12 protein-coding genes and 3 pseudogenes are annotated in these 17,492 nt (G+C 57.4%); 11 read left to right on the forward strand and 4 right to left on the reverse strand.

The window, feature by feature from the left end; genetic code table 11:
* The first annotated feature begins 258 nt into the window (after positions 1–258).
* From recN to RBB80_RS20685, 8 genes and pseudogenes are all read left to right on the forward strand, one after another.
* Positions 259–1,953 (forward strand): DNA repair protein RecN, encoded by a 1,695-nt coding sequence (recN, locus tag RBB80_RS20650; RefSeq protein ID WP_433969788.1) that lies wholly within the window; start codon positions 259–261, stop codon positions 1,951–1,953.
* Between the two features lie 397 nt (positions 1,954–2,350).
* Entirely contained in the window at positions 2,351–3,364 is a 1,014-nt protein-coding gene (locus RBB80_RS20655) for a 4-hydroxy-3-methylbut-2-enyl diphosphate reductase (protein WP_433964282.1), read from the forward strand.
* Positions 3,365–3,412: 48 nt separating this feature from the next.
* Positions 3,413–5,437: a squalene--hopene cyclase gene (gene shc / locus RBB80_RS20660; protein WP_433964283.1), complete on the forward strand. Its 2,025-nt coding sequence runs from the start codon at positions 3,413–3,415 to the stop codon at positions 5,435–5,437.
* 54 nt (positions 5,438–5,491) lie between these two features.
* Positions 5,492–6,628, forward strand: a complete 1,137-nt coding sequence (gene hpnH / locus RBB80_RS20665; RefSeq protein WP_433964284.1) for an adenosyl-hopene transferase HpnH — start codon at positions 5,492–5,494, stop codon at positions 6,626–6,628.
* A 2-nt stretch (positions 6,629–6,630) separates the two neighbouring features.
* Complete coding sequence (locus tag RBB80_RS20670; RefSeq protein WP_433964285.1) at positions 6,631–7,080, forward strand: hypothetical protein; 450 nt, start codon at positions 6,631–6,633, stop codon at positions 7,078–7,080.
* Positions 7,081–7,151: 71 nt separating this feature from the next.
* Positions 7,152–8,161 (forward strand): annotated as a pseudogene (hpnA, locus tag RBB80_RS20675) (hopanoid-associated sugar epimerase).
* On the forward strand, positions 8,158–8,907 hold the full coding sequence (locus RBB80_RS20680) for a nucleoside phosphorylase (protein WP_433964286.1): 750 nt from the start codon (positions 8,158–8,160) through the stop codon (positions 8,905–8,907). The pseudogene hpnA and the gene RBB80_RS20680 overlap by 4 nt, the downstream one beginning before the upstream one ends.
* Before the next feature lie 14 nt (positions 8,908–8,921).
* A pseudogene (locus RBB80_RS20685) lies at positions 8,922–9,997 on the forward strand (zinc-dependent dehydrogenase).
* On the opposite strand, the pseudogene RBB80_RS20690 reads toward RBB80_RS20685, so the two are convergent.
* The 3 genes and pseudogenes from RBB80_RS20690 to RBB80_RS20700 form a co-directional block, all read right to left on the reverse strand.
* A pseudogene (locus RBB80_RS20690) lies at positions 9,994–11,437 on the reverse strand (sigma-54-dependent transcriptional regulator). The pseudogenes RBB80_RS20685 and RBB80_RS20690 overlap by 4 nt on opposite strands.
* Positions 11,438–11,485: 48 nt before the next feature.
* On the reverse strand, positions 11,486–14,134 hold the full coding sequence (locus RBB80_RS20695) for an ATP-binding protein (protein ID WP_433964287.1): 2,649 nt from the start codon (positions 14,132–14,134) through the stop codon (positions 11,486–11,488).
* 8 nt (positions 14,135–14,142) lie between these two features.
* Positions 14,143–14,403 carry a PDZ domain-containing protein gene (locus RBB80_RS20700; protein ID WP_433964288.1) on the reverse strand — a complete coding sequence of 87 codons (261 nt, stop codon included), beginning with the start codon at positions 14,401–14,403 and terminating at the stop codon, positions 14,143–14,145.
* A gap of 332 nt (positions 14,404–14,735) precedes the next feature.
* Here RBB80_RS20700 and RBB80_RS20705 point away from each other — a divergent pair, with 332 nt between their 5' ends.
* Positions 14,736–15,668: an alpha/beta fold hydrolase gene (locus RBB80_RS20705; protein ID WP_433964289.1), complete on the forward strand. Its 933-nt coding sequence runs from the start codon at positions 14,736–14,738 to the stop codon at positions 15,666–15,668.
* Positions 15,669–15,672: 4 nt separating this feature from the next.
* Here RBB80_RS20705 and RBB80_RS20710 read toward each other — a convergent pair whose 3' ends face one another.
* Positions 15,673–16,062, reverse strand: a complete 390-nt coding sequence (locus RBB80_RS20710) for an alpha/beta family hydrolase (RefSeq protein WP_433969789.1) — start codon at positions 16,060–16,062, stop codon at positions 15,673–15,675.
* Between the two features lie 360 nt (positions 16,063–16,422).
* On the opposite strand from RBB80_RS20710, the gene RBB80_RS20715 reads away from it, so the two are divergent.
* A complete protein-coding gene (locus RBB80_RS20715; protein ID WP_433964290.1) occupies positions 16,423–17,124 on the forward strand; it encodes a M20/M25/M40 family metallo-hydrolase in 702 nt (233 codons plus the stop codon).
* Positions 17,125–17,162: 38 nt separating this feature from the next.
* On the forward strand, positions 17,163–17,462 hold the full coding sequence (locus tag RBB80_RS20720) for a hypothetical protein (RefSeq protein WP_433964291.1): 300 nt from the start codon (positions 17,163–17,165) through the stop codon (positions 17,460–17,462).
* Positions 17,463–17,492 lie beyond the last annotated feature (30 nt).

The raw sequence follows: 17,492 nt of genomic DNA on the forward strand, positions 1-17,492 counted from the left end.
CCAGCAGGGCGCTGGTGTTGGAGGCCGCGGGGGGACGGCGGCGGAGGGGTCTTCCTGGAGAAAATACAGAGCTAAAGCGAGGGTCCAGACCATAGTTGTTGTGTACCAGAACCTAGTGTAAATCGTGATTGCGGCAAATGAGGCTGGCAATTGGGTTGAGGCATCTTTTGTGATGCGGGGCCTTCGTCTGGTTGGATGGAAATGATGGGTGGGGGTGAGGTTTGCTATTCTCGCGATACGTGTTTGCCTGAGGGCCTTATGCTGCTGGAGTTGCGCGCGGAAAACTATGCTGTGATCGACCGTGCGGTCGCCACGTTCGGACTGGGCCTTAATCTGCTTACTGGCGAGACGGGCGCGGGGAAGTCTATTTTAATCGATGCTTTGGCGTTGCTACTAGGCGGGAAGGCATCGGCGGACTTCGTTCGTCATGGGGAAGAGAAGGCAGTGGTAAGTTGCGTCTTCGAGCTGACACAGGGGGCGGCTGCGATTCTCGAGGCGAATGGGATCGACAGTGAGTCGGATCATCTTTTGCTGCGACGGGAGATATTGGTTAGCGGCAAGGGGCGGGTGTTTGTGAATAATCAGCCGGCGACGGTTGGCGTGTTGCGGCAGCTTGCGCCTGAGCTTGCGCTGGTTCACTCGCAGGGGGAGACGATGGGCTCGTTTGATCAGGCGCAGCAACGCACCCTGCTGGATCGCTTTGGTGCCGTGAGTGTCGATGGGGTGGCCGAGGCGTTTGCTGCGTGGCGTGCGACTACGGATAGATTGGACGAGTTGCAGACTGCGGAGCAGGACCGTCTGAGGATGGCGGATCTTTGGCGGTTTCAAAGCAAGGAGATCGATCAGGCCGGGTTGACCGCGGACGATGAAGATACGCAGCTTGAGGCTGAGAAGCGTGTGTTGGGGAATGCAGAGAAGCTTTATACGGCGGCGATGAGCGCGCATGAGCTGCTCTATGAATCGGAGAGTTCGGCGGAGAGTGCGCTAGGCGCTGCGCTGAAGCACGTGGAGGAACTGGCTCGGTACGATGCACGGTTTAAGGAGCCTGCGCAACAGTTAGCTGCTGCGAAGGCGATTGTTGAAGATGTCGATGCCGAGGTGCGGGATTTTGCGGACAATGTCCACGCAGCGCCGGGGCGTTTGGAAGAGATTGAAGATCGGCTGGCTGCGCTCGATCGGTTGAAACGGAAGTATGGGCAGAGCTTGAAATATGTTATCGATTTTGGTGCGGAGGCGTCGCGGCAGCTGGCTGAGGTTGAAAATCGTGACGCGTTACTGCTTGAACTGAAGGCGAAGCAGGAGCGGGATGCGGAGGCTTATAAAGTTGTCGCGATGAAGCTTACGGCGAGTCGGGTAGAGTCTGCGAAGCGTCTGGAAAAACTGGCCGAGGCGCAGATCAATGATCTGGCAATGAGCACGCGGTTTCACGTTCGGGTTACGGCGGAGAAGACCTCGGAGAGCTGGACTGCACATGGGTGGGATCAGGTGGAGTGTCTGATTGCGACTAACGCCGGAGAGCCGATGAAACCGTTGCATGAGATCGCTTCGGGCGGTGAGATGTCGCGGGTGATGCTTGCGCTGAAGGTGACCGTAGAGGAGGCGGCGTCAGGAGGTGCGGGGAAGAAGAAGAGGTCAATTCTTCCACGGACGCTGGTTTTTGATGAGATCGATATTGGCATCGGCGGACGAGCCGCGGAGGCGGTTGGGCGGAAGCTGAAGACCTTGTCTAAAGGCCAGCAGGTGCTGTGTATTACCCATCTGCCGCAGATTGCGGCGTTTGGGGATCAGCACTTCCTGATCGAAAAGACGGAGAAGCGCGGCCGCACGCAGACCGAGGTTCGTCGCATGGAGGATGCGGAGCGGACGCAGGAGATTGCGCGCATGTTGAGTGGGGCGAAGCTGACGGAAACCAGTCTCAAGCACGCTGAACACCTGTTAGAAAGCAGTCGATGATGGTTGCCGCACATCTCGCTGGACGGCGCAGGCATCCGAGTGAGGAGATGCTATCGAGGGGGATGAGATGTCGGATGATTCCAAGAAATGCGCTATGAAGGGCTGTCTTTGTACCCCACCTGACGGTCAAAAGTACTGTTCTCAGTACTGTGAAACAGCGAAGGTACTGTGAAACAGCGAAGGGCGAAACGAAGCTGCAGTGCGATTGCGGTCACCCGGCTTGTGCTGGTCAGAAGCTCTGAGTCTCGGACGCGCAGGAGGGTGCCAGGACGATGTCGGGAGGCTTCGAAATGGTCCATTATTTGTGCGACTTTCGTTGCTTTTTCGACGTGTTACGTTGCACCTAAAATGGTTCAATTCTGTGCGTAGATAGGGTCGAACGCGGTATACTAGGAACGTGACTACAACCACCCTTGATCCTGTTGCTGTAAGCGGTAGCGGCGATAAAACGAAAACTAAGCGGGTTCTCCTCCTCAAGCCTCGCGGCTTTTGTGCCGGCGTCGTGCGTGCGATCGATATTGTGCAGATTGCGCTGGAAACCTTTGGCGCTCCGATCTATGTTCGCAAAGAGATAGTGCATAACAGCTATGTTGTGACGGACCTGGCGAAGAAGGGGGCGATCTTTGTGAATGAGCTGGATGAGGTTCCCGAGGGCGCTCGGGTCATTTACTCGGCTCATGGAGTTTCGCCAGCGGTTCGCGACCGAGCGAAGGAACGCGGTTTGAAGGTGGTGGATGCAACCTGCCCGTTGGTGACGAAGGTTCACGTTGAGGCGATTAAATTTGCCAAGCAGGGGTACTCGCTGGTGCTGATCGGCCATCGTGACCATGATGAGATTGAGGGCACGCAGGGCGAGGCTCCGGATGTGACTCAGGTTGTCTCGACAGTGCAGGAGGTCGCGGATCTGGTTGTTCCGGATCCGAATCGCGTGGCGTATCTGACGCAGACGACTCTGTCGCTTGATGAGGCTCGGGATATGATTCAGGCGCTCAAGGATAAGTTCCCGAACATCGTTGGGCCGCACTCGCAGGACATCTGCTACGCGACGGAGAACCGGCAGGTTGCAGTGAAAAATGTCGCTCATGGAGCGGACCTGGTGCTGGTTGTCGGTTCAACCAATAGCTCCAACTCCAACCGCCTGGTCGAGGTTTCGAAGAATCTGGATACGAATTCGTATCTGATCGACACGGCAGATGCTATTCGTCCGGAGTGGCTTGATGGTGTTGACACCGTTGCCGTGACGGCTGGTGCTTCGGCTCCAGAGGTTCTGGTGAAGGATGTTGTCGAGTATCTGCAGACGATGGGTTATGGCTCGGTCGATGAGGTCGAAGTGATGCCTGAGAACGTGCGCTTTGGCTTGCCGCCGGAGATCGTTCAGGCGATTGCATCTGCTCCACCAGTAAACCGGTAACGAGTTTCGTACCGGTAACGAGATTCGTAGACAGAGAGTTTGTTTTTCATGGGTATATCTGCAAGTAATCCGAAGGGCGTCGATCAACCGGCCCAGCCCCGCTTTGGTCGGATGGATGTTGGCCTGGAGCGCATTACGGAAGGTGTCGCGCGCGCCAAAGATTGGCTGTTCGCGCAGCAACATCCCGATGGGTACTGGTGCGGTGAGCTCGAAGCAGACAGCATGCTGGAGTCAGACTACATCTTCATGCATACGCTGCTGGGCACCGGCGAACCGGGCCGGATGGAACGTGCGATCAATGAGATTCTTCGTCATCAGAATGACGACGGAGGCTGGGGATTGTTTCCGGGAGGGCCGTCAAACATCAGTTACGGGGTCAAGGCCTATCTTGCTCTGAAGCTGATGGGATGGTCGAAGGATCATCCGGTGCTGGCGAAGGCTCGCGAGTGGGTGCTCGCGAATGGCGGGGTTGTCGAGTGCAACACGTTTACGAAGATCTATCTGTGCGCGCTGGGTCAGTACGACTATGACGCAGTACCGGCTATCCCGCCGGAGATCGTTCTCTTTCCAAACTGGTGCTACTTCAATATCTACGAGATCTCTTCGTGGTCGCGCGGTATTCTTGTGCCGCTGTCGATCATCTATGCGAAGAAGCCGTTCAAGAAGCTCGCTCCGGAGCAGGGGATCGAGGAGCTTTTTGTTGGCGGTCGCGAGAATGCCAACATGCATTTGCGCTGGGATAAGAAGAAGCCATTTGGCTGGCGCAACGTCTTTCTTGCCCTCGACCGCGTGATGCATTTGGCAGAGCGGGTACACATTCGACCGTTGCGTAAAGTCGCTTTGAAAAAGGCAGAAGCGTGGATGTTGGAGCGCTTCGAGAAGTCAGACGGGTTGGGCGCGATCTATCCGGCCATGTTGAATTCGATTGTGGCTCTCCGGTGCCTGGGCCGCTCGGTAGACGATCCTCAGTTGATTCGTGCGCTCGATGAGTTTGAAAAGCTTGGTATCGATTGCCCTGATGGGACGGCCGATTATGCGACACCTACGTTTCGCATGCAGCCCTGTTTTCCGCCGGTTTGGGATACGGCCCAGGCGATGTATGCCCTTGGGGAAGCAGGCGTTCGCAGAGACGATCCTCGCATGCTGAAGGCAGCGGATTGGATTCTGTCGAAGGAAGTGCGCCAGAAGGGCGACTGGGCGGAGAAGGTCAAAAATGTTGAGCCTGGCGGATGGTACTTCGAGTTCAACAATGAGTTTTATCCCGATGTGGATGATACGGGGCAGGTTTTGCTTGCGCTGAATTGCGTTGAAAATCCTCGGGAGCGATATCAGTACGACGCGTGTCAGCGCGCTCTGAACTGGATTTGGGCGATGCAGTGTAAGAACGGTGGCTGGGCGAGTTTTGATCGGGATAACACCAAGATGATCTTCCAGTACATCCCGTTTGCGGACCATAATGCGATGCTCGATCCGCCGACAGTCGACATTACCGGCCGTATGCTGGAGATGCTGGCGCTGTATGGCGTTACGAGAAGCGATCCCCGTGTGGAGAAGGCGATTCAGTTCATCCTGAAAGAGCAGGAGCCCGACGGGAGTTGGTTCGGACGCTGGGGCGTCAACTATCTCTACGGGACGTTCCTGGTGCTGCGCGGACTTGAGGCGATGGGCTTCTGGAATCACGAGCCCGCGGTGCAACAGGCGGCGGAGTGGATTCGCATGGTACAGAACGCGGACGGCGGCTGGGGCGAGACGTGCGGTACTTACGACGATCCAAATCAGCGTGGCATTGGACCAAGTACGCCCTCGCAGACGGCGTGGGCTGTGCTGGGATTGCTCGCTGCGGGGGATACGCGCTCTGATTCCGTTGCGAAGGGTATTCGCTGGCTGGTGGATCTCCAGCACGAAGATGGAAGCTGGGATGAACTTGTTCCCGGACGCAATGGCGAGAGCTACTACACGGGTACTGGTTTTCCGCGTGTGTTCTATCTCGGGTACCACCTTTACAAACAGTACTTCCCGCTGCTGGCGTTGACGACCTACGAACGTGCGATGAAGAGCGGTACGGCTCACTAACTCACTAAGCCGCGTGGCAAGAATTTATCTGGAATTTATCTGGAGGAGAGATCGATGGCAGTGCCAGTCTCGCAAGCCTGGACGGTTGCAACTTATGTTTTGAAGCAGAAGCTGATGGGCCGGAAGAAGTATCCGCTCGTGCTGATGCTGGAGCCGTTGTTTCGCTGCAATCTGGCGTGTGCCGGCTGTGGAAAGATTCAGTATCCCGCGCACATCCTGAAGGCAGAGCTCTCGCCTGAGGATTGCTTCAAGGCGGTGGAGGAGTGCGGTACGCCGATGGTGGCGATTCCCGGTGGTGAGCCGCTATTGCATCCCCAGATGCCGGAGATTGTGGCTGGCCTGGTGGCGCGGAAGAAGTACGTTTATATGTGCACCAATGCTCTGCTGCTGAAGGAAAAACTGCACCTGTTCAAACCGAGCAAGTATCTTTCGTTCTCGGTTCACGTGGATGGTCAGCGGGAGCATCACGACTTCTCGGTCTGCCGCGAGGGCGGATACGACATCGCGATGGAAGGGGTACGGGTTGCGGTTGAGGCCGGCTTCCGCGTAACGACAAATACTACTTTGTTTGATGGGGCCGACCCCAACAGTGTTCGCGCGCACTTCGATGAGTTGATGGTGGCTGGTGTGGAGAGCATGATGGTCTCGCCGGGATATACCTACGACAAGGCTCCCGACCAGAAGCACTTTCTGGGACGCGCGCGATCGAAGAAGTTGTTTCGCTCGATCCTCTCGAACCGCAAAAAGACGTGGCGCTTCAATGCTTCGCCCATCTTCATGGAATTTTTGATGGGCAAGAAGGATCTGACCTGCACGCCGTGGGGGATGCCGACGTTCAGCATCTTTGGCTGGCAGAAGCCTTGCTATCTGCTGCAGGATGGATATGCGGACAGCTTCAAGGAGTTGATGGAGACGGTGCAGTGGTCGAACTACGGGACCGAGAGCGGGAATCCGCAGTGCGCGAACTGCATGGTGCACTCCGGTTATGAAGCCAGCGGCGTGAACTATACCTTCGGTTCGCTGAAGGGTTTGCTGCAGACTGCGAAGGCTATCTTCTTTAGCAAGTATGAAGACGAAGGCGCGATGAAGCTGTTGAATGAGTGGAAGCCGGCGAGCCACGGACCTTTGGTGCAGATCGGTGCACCTGTGATCAAGAATGCCTCTGAACTTCAAGAGGTCTCAGGAGACTAACGATGGCGACCGAGACACAGGAGTCCGCAAAGCTGGCGCAGTTGGCGCATGAGAATCCGGATGAGATCGAAGTAGCAGCAGGGCGCGAGAGGGAACAACTCGAGGGCTGGATTCCTGCACTGGCGAGTGAAGCTGAAATTCGTGAGGCGCTGGAGAAGGCATTCGACTATCGCGGCGATATCACGATCACGAAGAAGGATGGCTCGCAGGTAGTTGGGTATCTCTTCGATCGGCAGCGCGGAACTTCTCTGGAGGGCTCGTTTGTTCGTGTAATTCCATCGAACGACGCAAAGGCGAAGGTGAGCATCGCTTACTCTGAGATTGCTGGGCTTGCGTTCAGCGGCCGCGATACCGCGGCGGGCAAGACCTTTGAAGCGTGGGTGAAGAAGTACTGGGAGAAGAAGGCGGCCGGCGAGCAGAACATCCAGATTGAGCCGGAGAAGCTGGACTAAGACCGCGGTCGGGCGTAGAGTTTGCCGGATAGCTTCTGAATTGTCTGCCAGTTTGGCTGGAAAGAGCGAGAGTGCGCGTATTTATTACGGGAGCGACGGGCTTCGTAGGAGGCCATGTGGCGAGGAGTTATGCGGCGGAGGGAGCTCGCCTTCGATTGCTGACTCGGCAGACGAGCCGGTTGGCCTCACTTACCGACATTGATGCGGAGATGGTCACCGGGGATCTACGTGAGCCGGAGAAGTTGCGCTCCGCTTTGGCAGGTTGCGATGCTATGGTTCATGTTGCAGCGGATTATCGTCTGTGGGTGCGTGACCCGGACCAGATGTATGCGGCCAATGTGACTGGCACACGGGAGCTGCTAAAGCTCGCTCGCGAGGCTGGAGTGCAGCGTGTGGTCTATACCTCGAGCGTGGCGACGATGGGGTTCAAGAAAGATGGGACGATCGTAGACGAGGAGTCGCCGGTCTCGTTGTCTGAGATGATCGGCCATTACAAGCGGTCTAAGTTTCTTGGGGAGCTCGAGGCCATCAAAGCGGCGAAGGCTGGACAGCATGTGATGATCCTGAATCCTACGACGCCGATCGGTCCGGGCGATTGGAAGCCGACTCCTACGGGGAGGATCATCGTGGATTTTCTGAACAGGAATTTTCCTGCGTATGTGGATACTGGATTGAACCTGGTGGATGTGGCCGAGGTGGCGCGCATGCATGTCGTTGCGCTTGAGCGTGGGACTCCAGGAGAGCGATACATTCTGGGCGGAGAGAACCTTACGTTGAAGCAGATTCTGGATCGTATGTCGGCTATTACTGGGCTGCCTTCTCCGACGATGAAGGTGCCGCATGCCGTGGCGATGGCGTTTGCTTTCTTCGATGAAAACTTTACCGGCAGGTTGAGGGGAAGGAGCCGCGCGCCACCGTCGAGGCCGTTCGAATGGGGAAGAAGATGATGTTTGCTTCCTCGGCGAAGGCGGAGCGGGAGCTGGGATTTCAGGTGCTGCCTGTTTATAACGCGTTGAGAGCAGCGATCGAGTGGTTCGTTGCCCACGGCTACGCGCCGCCACTGGATGGGCAGGAGGCATGAAGGGAAATATCGCGATTATTGCTGCGCTCGAAGGGGAACTGAAGCCGTTGGTTCGTGGTCGAGGTGAAGGGAGTTGGAAGCGGAGAGGGTCGGGTAAAGGATGTTCGGTGTGGGAGTATCGTCACGCGCATGGGTGTTGGATTGCCGCTTGTGCGGGCATGGGCGAAGTGAGGGCTGCTGTGGCCTTTACTGAGGCTGAGAAGGTTGCTGCGGTTGACGCGGTTTGCTCGGTGGGATGGGCCGGAGCGTTGGATGGAGCGATCAAGGCGGAGTCGGTCATGGGTGTTTCTTTGGTCGTCGATACGAAGACGGGAGAACGGTTTCGGGCGGCGGAGTTTCAACCATCATGGCCGGTGCTGGCAACTACGACGCGAGTAGCTGATGAACGAGAGAAGAAGCGGTTAGCTGCGAGCTACGGAGCAAAGCTCGTGGATATGGAGGCGGCGACCATTGCGCGAATTGCGCTGGCGCGGGGCATTCCGTTCTATTGTTTCAAGGCCGTTTCTGACGATGCGGATGCGCGGTTGCCAGACTTTAATCCGTTTGTTGCAGAAGATGGGCGGTTGAAGATGTTGCCGTTCCTCGCGCATGTTGCGGTGAGGCCCGGCTCGTGGTCGGGTTTGATGAAGCTGGGAAGACATAGTTCTGCCGCCGCTAAGAATCTGGCAGAGGCGCTCTATGGATGGTTGGACGAGAGCCCTTCGGTGCGCGGCTTGAGCGGCGATTACACTGAGAAGCAGAGATAGGTAAGGATCGGTTGATGTCACAAATTATTCCTGAGACGATGCGCGCTGCTGTCTATCGCGGTGTAGATGATGTTCGGGTTGAGACGATCGCGGTGCCGGAGATTGGCGACGGTGAGGTATTGGTAAAGATCCACACCTGTGGGATCTGTGGGACGGATTTAAAGAAGATCCACAGTGGTTCGCATGATGCGCCGCGCGTCTTTGGGCATGAGATGGCGGGGACGATTGTTCGAGTGGGTGCCGGGGTGGAGGGGTTTGTTGTTGGCGATCGGGTGATGGCTTATCACCATATTCCATGTGGCGAGTGCTACTACTGCCGGAAACAGACGTTCGCGCAGTGTGAGGTCTACAAGAAGGTCGGGTGTACTGCGGGTTTTGCTCCTTCGGGGGTGGCTTTGCCGAGTACATTCGCGTCATGGATTGGATTGTGCGGCGTGGGTTGGTGAAGATTCCGGACGATATCCCGTTTGAGCAGGCGGCGTTTCTGGAGCCAGTGAATACTTGCTATAAGGCGATTCAGTTGCTCGATTTGAAGGCTGATGAAACGGTGCTGGTGATTGGGCAGGGACCGATTGGGATTCTGCTGGCTGCGCTGGCACGACGGACGGGTGCGAGTGTGTTGACCAGTGATCTCTATAAAGAGCGCCATGCGGTTGCTGCGAAGTTTGGACTGGATCGACCCATTGACGCTCGCGGTGAAGTGGTTGCGACGGCGAAGGCGGCTACCCAAGGGCGTGGAGCGGATGTGGCTCTGTTGGCCGTTGGCAGCGATGCACTCATCAAGGTTGCCATGGAGGCGATTCGGCCGGGTGGACGAGTGATGCTGTTTGCTTCGACGCAGCATGGAGAGGCGCCGTTCGATCCTGCGGCTGTGTGCATGGACGAGAAGACGTTGATGGGGTCTTATAGTGCGTCGGTGGCGATACAGGATGAGGTGACGCGGTTGGTGTTCGACGGCTATCGTAACGGGTTCGACCTGACCAACCTGATCTCACACCGGTTTTCGCTGGAGAATGCGGTGGCGGCGATCGATCTGGCGTCGCATCCGCAGGCGGACTCGATGAAGATTGTGATTCAGCCTGGAAGCTAGTCGCGGGTGCGCTTCTTGACCTCTACGCTGAGACGCTTGATCTTCTGATTGAGAGTGGAGAGCGGAATCTTGAAGTATTCGGCAGCTTCGGTCTGGTTCCAGTGGCAGCGCTCGAGGCGGTCGGAGATGATGCGACGCTCGATCTCCTCCATCAGATCGAAGAGGCTGGCGTTGGGCTGGTGGTCGAGCAGGCTGGCCGAGTAAGTGCTGCCGGTGAGTTGAGTTGGCAGCAGGTCGGGATTGATGCTGCGTGAGGTGGAGAGGACGACGCCACGTTCCATGGCGTTCTCCAGTTCGCGAACGTTGCCCGGCCACTCGTAGTCCATGATGATTCGCATGGCCTCGGGAGAGAGAGCGGGTCTCAGTGCCATTCTCTTCTGCGTAGAACTTGAGGAAGTGCGCAGCGAGCAGAGGGATATCTTCGCGGCGGGAGCGGAGCGGCGGGAGTTCAAGACTGATGACATTGAGTCGGTAGAAGAGGTCCTCGCGGAAGCGTCCTGCGCGGACGGCGTCCTGAAGGTTGACGTTGGTGGCGGCGATGATTCGAACGTCAACCTGAATCTCCTGCACACCGCCGAGGTGCATGAAGCGGCGGTCTTGAAGGACGCGGAGGATCTTGGCCTGCATGTCCATGCCCATGGTGCCGATCTCGTCAAGGAAGAGGGTGCCACCGTTGGCGACTTCGAAGAGACCTTTTTTCGCTGTGACTGCGGAGGTGAAGGCGCCTTTGACGTGTCCGAAAAGAGTGGATTCGAGCAGCTCAGATGGTACGGCGCCGGTGTTTACGGGCACGAAGGGACGATCCCTACGAGGGGAGTTGGCGTGAATGGCCTTCGCGATGAGTTCTTTGCCGGTGCCGCTTTCGCCCTGGATGAGAACAGTTGAGCGGCTGGGGGCGACTTGTGCGATGAGGTCGAAGAGGCGCAGCATCGGTTCGCTCTTACCGACGATGTTTTCGAAGTTGTAGCGCTGCTTGAGGGTGCGCTTGAGTTGAACGACCTCTTCTTCGGCACGATGGCGGGCAACCGCGGCGCGGATATCTGCGAGCAGCTTCTCATTGTCCCAAGGCTTTTGGACGAAGTTTTCCGCGCCGGCGCGGATGGCGTCGACCACGTTGCCGACCGTTCCGTAGGCCGTGATCATGATGACGGGAAGGTTCGGCTGCATCTCAACGATGCGAGGGAGGAGATCCAAACCGCTCTCGCCCGGCAGGGCCAGGTCGAGGAGGAGCAGGTCGTACTCATTGCGCGATAGAAGTTCGAGGCCGGACGGGCCATCGCTTGCGATACTGACTGTAAAGCCTTCGAGGGTTAGCAGGGTATCGAGCGATTCACGGATGGCTGCTTCGTCATCGATGATGAGGATGCGGGGGTCGCCGACGACTCGGGCGGTGCGTTGGAGATGGAGGGTTTCAGCGGCGAGTTCAGTGGTTTCAGACATGCATCGCCTTCCTCTCAACGATTATGGACTCGCTCTTCGGTCCATCAGCTATAGCCGCGGGGCGAGTGCCAGAGGAGGGAACTCCAACTGGAAGGCAGTGCCGACGCCGATTTCGCTCTCAACATGGATCTTGCCGGCATGCTCCTGCATGATGCCGTAGCTGACGGCGAGGCCGAGGCCGGTCCCCTTGTGTTCGCCTTCCTGGGGCTTGGTCTTGGTGGTGAAGAAGGGATCGTAGATGCGGTGAAGATGTTCTTTTTCGATGCCGTTGCCGGAGTCCTGAATACGGACGATGACGCGGCCGGCACCGTTGAAGGTTGCGATCTTGAGGGTTGCATTGGCGGTTCCGAACATCGCATCCTTTGCGTTCAACATGAGGTTCAGAATGACCTGTTGGAGCTTGCCCTGGTTGCCGTGAATGCGAGCAAGATGTGGGTCGAAGTTTGTTTCGACGCGGATCTGGGCGGTTTTGAACTGATGCTCGAGCAAGATGACGGTGTCGCGGAGAAGCTCGTTGAGGTTGAGTGGAGTGAACTCAGCTCCACTTGTACGGGAGAAGTTGAGCAGTCCGTTTACGATCTCGGAGGCGCGGAAGGTTTGCTGAGTGATCTTCTCGAGAACAGGCGCGAGGCGTTCGTCGTCGCGCATGTGCTTGGTGAGCATCTGGGTGTAGCTGGAGATGACTGCGAGAGGAGTGTTGACCTCGTGGGCGACACCGGCGGCGAGCAGGCCGATGGAGGACAGTTTTTCGGCCTGGGTGAGTTGCGCCTCGAGTTGGATGCGGTCGGTGATGTCGTCCACAAGAATGATGCGGCCTACGGCGACGAAGTTGCGGGTGACCAAAGGGGCGATGGCGATGTTGGCGATGCGGACCTTTCCGTCCGGGAGTACCAGGCGGAACTTGTAGAGCGTGTGGGTGCCGTGCTCTTCGCGCACACTGTTGAAGCGGGCTACGAAGTCCGGTGGGAGGACGGCAGAGATCGGTTGGCGCAAGACCTCAGTGCGCGACTTCGAGTACATGCCCTCCATCTGGGTGTTCCAGCTTTCGATACGGTCGTCGAGGTCGACTGCGAATACGCCGATGTTGATGGACTCGACGATGTTCTCGTGGAACTCCTTGAGACTTTCGAACTCGGTGATCTTTTGTTCTAGGCGACGGTAGAGTTGGGCATTTTGAATGGCGATACCGATGTAGCCTGCGAGGGATTCGAGCAACTCCATGTCTTCGCTGGAGAGGAAGTCGCCATCGTCGGTGCGGCCGAGACCGATGACCGCAACGGTCCGGGTTCCGCCACCTTCGCGATTAGCGACGCGGCAAGGGAGGTAGTAGTTGAGATCGAGGCGTCCGGCGCTCTGACGCTGGGCTTCCGGGAGTCGCAAGACCTGCTGGGGGTTTTCGAGGAAGATGTGGTTGTTGGCGCCGGGACGGTCGAAGTCCAGGAAGCGGACATCGAGGCTGCGGAGTTCGGCGGAGTGGAGGTTGGTGAGACCGTGGGAGGCGGCCAGATCGAAGTGTCGCGGGGTGAAGCTGCCTTCGCTCTCCGAGGCTAGAAACACGGCGACGCGAGTGACGAGGAGGGTCTGGGGAAGGCGCTCCACAATGGAGTCAAGAAGGGCGCGGAGGTCGGTTTGGGCGTTAATGCCGCGGCCGAACTCGACGAGGGTTTCACGGTAGTCGAAGCGCTTTTGATCGAAGACGCGGTCGACTCGAGCCTGAATCATGCGCTTGAGCGGATCGAAGACGATTCCGGCGATGATGATGGCGGCGAGAAGGCCCCAGACGCCGAGGCTGGAGAGCCGGGTGTGGACGATCTCGCCGGTGAGCGCGATGACGCCGAAGTAGACGCCGACGAGGGAGGCGGTGGCCAGAGTGTAGGTGACGCCGCGTTTGAAGATGAGATCGACGTCCATGAGCCGATAGCGCACAATCGCCCAGCTGAAGGTGAGAGGAAGGACAACGAGAGAGAGACCGGCGAGCTTGGCGATCTGGCTGTTGACCGACCAGTCGGCCAGGTAGGGAATTACGTAGAGGAGGGTGAACGGCGTGACCGCGATGAGCGTACCGCGGGTGAGCCATTTGAGTTGCTGACGCTCAAGAGCGGACTCGGCCCAACGATAACGGAGACGGAAGACGATGGCGGCGATTACATAGTAGAGGGCCAGATAACCGAGGGCGATTTGATCGAGCCGGTGGAGAAGGACCTCGGTCGCAGACCAGAAGCGTATTGCCGTGTACTGGAGACCTATGAGGAAGATTCCTGGAAGATAGAGCAATACACAGCCGATGCGACGACGCAAACGGTTGCGCTGGTCGGAGGCGAAGTTGTCGGAGAAGCTGACCGCGAAGTGCAGAAAGAGCGCCGGCTGAAGCGCCTGCGCTGCCATGTTGCCCCAGTAAATAAACCAGTCGAAGGTGCCCGGCTCGCCGGTCGATCGGAAGCTATAGAGGACAAACGAGGCAAGACAGAAGACGTAAAAGTGGACAGACTTTGGAGCGGTCCAGCGCCGGAACAGAACATAGATGCCGATGCAGAGATACACCAGCGCGATGAAGCGGAGTCCCTGATTGATGGTGCGGTCTTTGGGTTCGAGGATGACCTGGATGTCTAGCTTAGTTGCGCCATGCAGATCAATGGACTGGGGGACTGGGCGGAGGATGGAGTAGGTGGCGTGGGCCCAGATGCCGCTGCGAAACATCTCCCGGGTTAGAGAGGCGACGCGGGGGTCGGCTGGTCGTCAACGCTGACGAGGATGTCGCCGGTGCGTATTCCGGCCCGGTGACCTGGGGAGATTGCTGGAACACGCTCGGCCCGAAGGCCGGTGTCCGCTTCGACCCACCAAATGCCATCGGTTGGGACGTCGAATCCGCTCTCCCGATCGAAATTCATGGCCGCAAGAACGCAGGCGGCGACGGTCGCCACGGCGAGCACTATTGCCAGAATGCGAGTTTGGGAGGCGTTATTCATGAAAATTCGACAATCTGGAACATCATCAGCACATCAAGGACCAAACGATTTAGGCCTCTATGCACCACGAGGAAGGCATTTGTCGTCTCAGAGCCTACAAAAAATCATAACCTATTCCGTAATAGTCGAAGTTATTTGAGAGCTTACGCTGCCGATAGTGAAATTGTTCACATCCTACTCGTCTAGGTGATTGACCGCTGAATTTCCAAAACGAACACGAGGAAGGGGAAACGGATTCATGACGGCAAAAACCTCCGAGAGAGAATTAATACTCCTGTAATATTGTGAGATTGCGCTAGGATGAATTTTCTAGTGAACGAGGCCGCTGGACAGTGACACGAAGAGATTTCAACGAGATTGCTGAGGGGTTTGTTGTAGTGGACGGGGTGAAAGTCCATTACCAACGGGCGGGTTCGGGACGGCCGCTGCTGCTGTTGCATGGCCTTGTGGGATCGGCCAAAAACTGGCGGCGAAACATCAGCTTTCTTGCGCAAAATTCCGAAGTATATGCGATCGATCTGTTCAATATGGGGGAGTCGGAGCGGGTCCCCGGACTGGATGCGGGGCTTGAGGCTACGGCAGACCGGCTAGCGGCATATATGGACGCCCTTAGTTTGGATGAGGCCGATATTGCCGCCCATTCGCACGGTGGAGCAGTGGCCATGATGTTTGCCGCACGGCACTCGGATCGAGTGCGCAGGCTGATCCTGTTCGCACCGGCGAATCCGTTCTGCGATCTTGGACACCAGTTGATCCGGTTCTATCAGACAAGATTTGGGATCTGGGTCGCTCGGCAGATTCCTTCCTTGCCGAGGATGTTGAAGGCGACCGCGCTCAGTCGCATGTATGGGGATCCCTCCCGGGTGTCGGCCGGCGCTCTTGAGGGGTATATCGAGGGACTGCATATTCCAGGAACGATGGATCACGTGCTGCAGATTGTGCAGCGTTGGTTCGTAGACATGGGGCTGCTGCGATCTGTCCTTGAGCGGTTGGTGACGAAGCCTATGCTGCTGATATGGGGAGATCGCGACAGAGCGGTTGGATTGAATTCCGCGCGAGAGTTGCAGCGGATTCTTCCTCAATCGAGTCTGATGGTGCTTCCGGGCGTGGGCCACATCCCGTTTGAGGAGATGCCGGAGATCTGCAACAAGGCGATGCGAGACTGGCTGCTAAAGCCGCTGCCCTCCGAAGCGCGCATCGCTGTGAGCCGTCATCCTGAGTCTGCCGCATTTGCGGGCCACGTGATCAAACAAGGCGCGGCTTAGCTCGCTAGCTCAAGCTGAATACGCTTTGCAACCAGAGACGAATCTCACCTTGCATCAGATCGAGCTTCGGATTGGGTGACTCGGTGGTTCCTTGAAAGAAGTGGTCCGCGTCTGCGATCCAGACCAGGCGCTTGGGTTCGAGCGCTTTTTCAAAGACACCTTCCAGAGTGTTGCGTGGTCCGTACTGGTCGTGGTCGCCGCTAATGAAGAGCTTAGGCTGGGTGCACTTAGGCAGAAACCTGTAAGTGTAGTCGCGACCTTCCGCATGGACTGGAACGCCGAGGCCGATGAGACCCTCACCCTGGGATCTCCGCAGCAGGCGCGCAGACCGACGTTGGAGCCGAAGGAGAAGCCGGCGAAGATGATTGGTCGTTCGAGATTGTGGTGGATCCAGTCTAGTGCTGCGAGAACGTCGTCCTGTTCTCCAAGCCCGTTATCGTGAGCGCCTTCGCTTAGGCCTACGCCGCGGAAGTTGAAGCGAAGGACCGGAATACCGAAGGAAGAGAAGGCCTTCATAGCGTGATAGACCACTTTGTTGTGCATGGTTCCACCGCCCGAAGGGTGCGGATGGCAGACGAGCGCGGCGTAAGGGGCGTCGTCGCGACCGGCGTTGAGAAGGGCCTCGAGGCGACCGGCGGGGCCGCGAAGATCATCGATTGAACGTATCCGGGAGGTAGTGGTTTGCGTCATCTTCTTCAGTTTATCGGGTTGTTCGTTATCTGTTTTTTATGGGGGATACCGTATGCTGGAGGGCATGGCGATTGACCCTATTGAATTGACGAAACAGCTTGTAAATATTGATTCCACTACGTATCACGAGGGTCTTGCCGGTGCTTTTCTCTACGAATATCTTGAAGCACAACGTTACGAGGTGGAGCGAACGGCGGTCGAGCAACCGGACCGCGCCAGCACGCCGGGAGCGGGGAGCGGGGAGCGTTTTAATGTTTACGCCGCAATGCCTGGGGTCACTCCGGATGTGGTGCTTTCGACCCACCTGGATACTGTCCCTCCCTTCTTTGGCTGCACGGAGGACGATGAGTTTTTATTTGGACGGGGAACCTGCGACGCGAAGGGGATTATTGCGGCGCAGGTCGCGGCGGCGGAACGGCTTCGCGATGGGGGTGTGAAGGTTGGCCTGTTGTTTGTAGTGGGCGAGGAACGAGATTCGGCGGGGGCGGCGGAGGCTAACCTGTGTCCAAAGGGGTCGCGGTTTCTGATCAACGGAGAGCCGACCGACAATCGGCTGGCGTTGGCATCGAAGGGCGCGTTGCGGGTCGAACTCAGGGCGAAGGGCCGCATGGCGCACTCTGCTTACCCTGAACTGGGTGAGTCGGCTATTGATAAGTTGATAGAAGCGCTGCATGATGTTCTGGCGATGCCGTTGCCGATCGAGCCGGAGATTGGCCCTTCCACGTTGAACATCGGATTGATCGATGGGGGCGTGCTCCAAATGTAATCGCGGATAAGGCAGAGGCGCACATTCTGGTTCGTCTGGTGGGGCCGTCGGATGAAGTGAGGAGATCGATCGTTGCTGCCGTCGGCAATCGGGCCGATGTTGAGTTCAGTCTCGATCTGCCGTTTGTCAGGATGCGGAAGGTTGGAAAGCTGCCGACGATGATTGCGAAGTTTACGACGGATATACCGAAGCTCACGGCCTGGGGCGAGCCTTTCCTGTTGGGGCCCGGGTCGATTCACGTGGCGCATACGCCACAGGAGAGGATTGCGAAACAAGAGCTGCTGGATGCCGTCGATCATTACGTCGAACTTGCCACCAGTCTTGTTCAGAACGGTTAGCCTAAGCCTAAATGCAGTCACTAAGAAGGA

Source organism: Tunturiibacter gelidiferens, assembly GCF_051013345.1.
GTDB lineage: Bacteria > Acidobacteriota > Terriglobia > Terriglobales > Acidobacteriaceae > Edaphobacter > Edaphobacter gelidiferens_A.

Coding starts and splice junctions, on each gene's coding strand:
- RBB80_RS20700 (WP_433964288.1), bottom strand. CDS start 14,403: ATGAATAACGCCTCCCAAACTCGCATTCTGGCAATAGTGCTCGCCGTG.
- RBB80_RS20695 (WP_433964287.1), bottom strand. CDS start 14,134: ATGTTTCGCAGCGGCATCTGGGCCCACGCCACCTACTCCATCCTCCGC.
- shc (WP_433964283.1), top strand. CDS start 3,413: ATGGGTATATCTGCAAGTAATCCGAAGGGCGTCGATCAACCGGCCCAG.
- hpnH (WP_433964284.1), top strand. CDS start 5,492: ATGGCAGTGCCAGTCTCGCAAGCCTGGACGGTTGCAACTTATGTTTTG.
- RBB80_RS20715 (WP_433964290.1), top strand. CDS start 16,423: ATGGCGATTGACCCTATTGAATTGACGAAACAGCTTGTAAATATTGAT.
- recN (WP_433969788.1), top strand. CDS start 259: ATGCTGCTGGAGTTGCGCGCGGAAAACTATGCTGTGATCGACCGTGCG.
- RBB80_RS20670 (WP_433964285.1), top strand. CDS start 6,631: ATGGCGACCGAGACACAGGAGTCCGCAAAGCTGGCGCAGTTGGCGCAT.
- RBB80_RS20680 (WP_433964286.1), top strand. CDS start 8,158: ATGAAGGGAAATATCGCGATTATTGCTGCGCTCGAAGGGGAACTGAAG.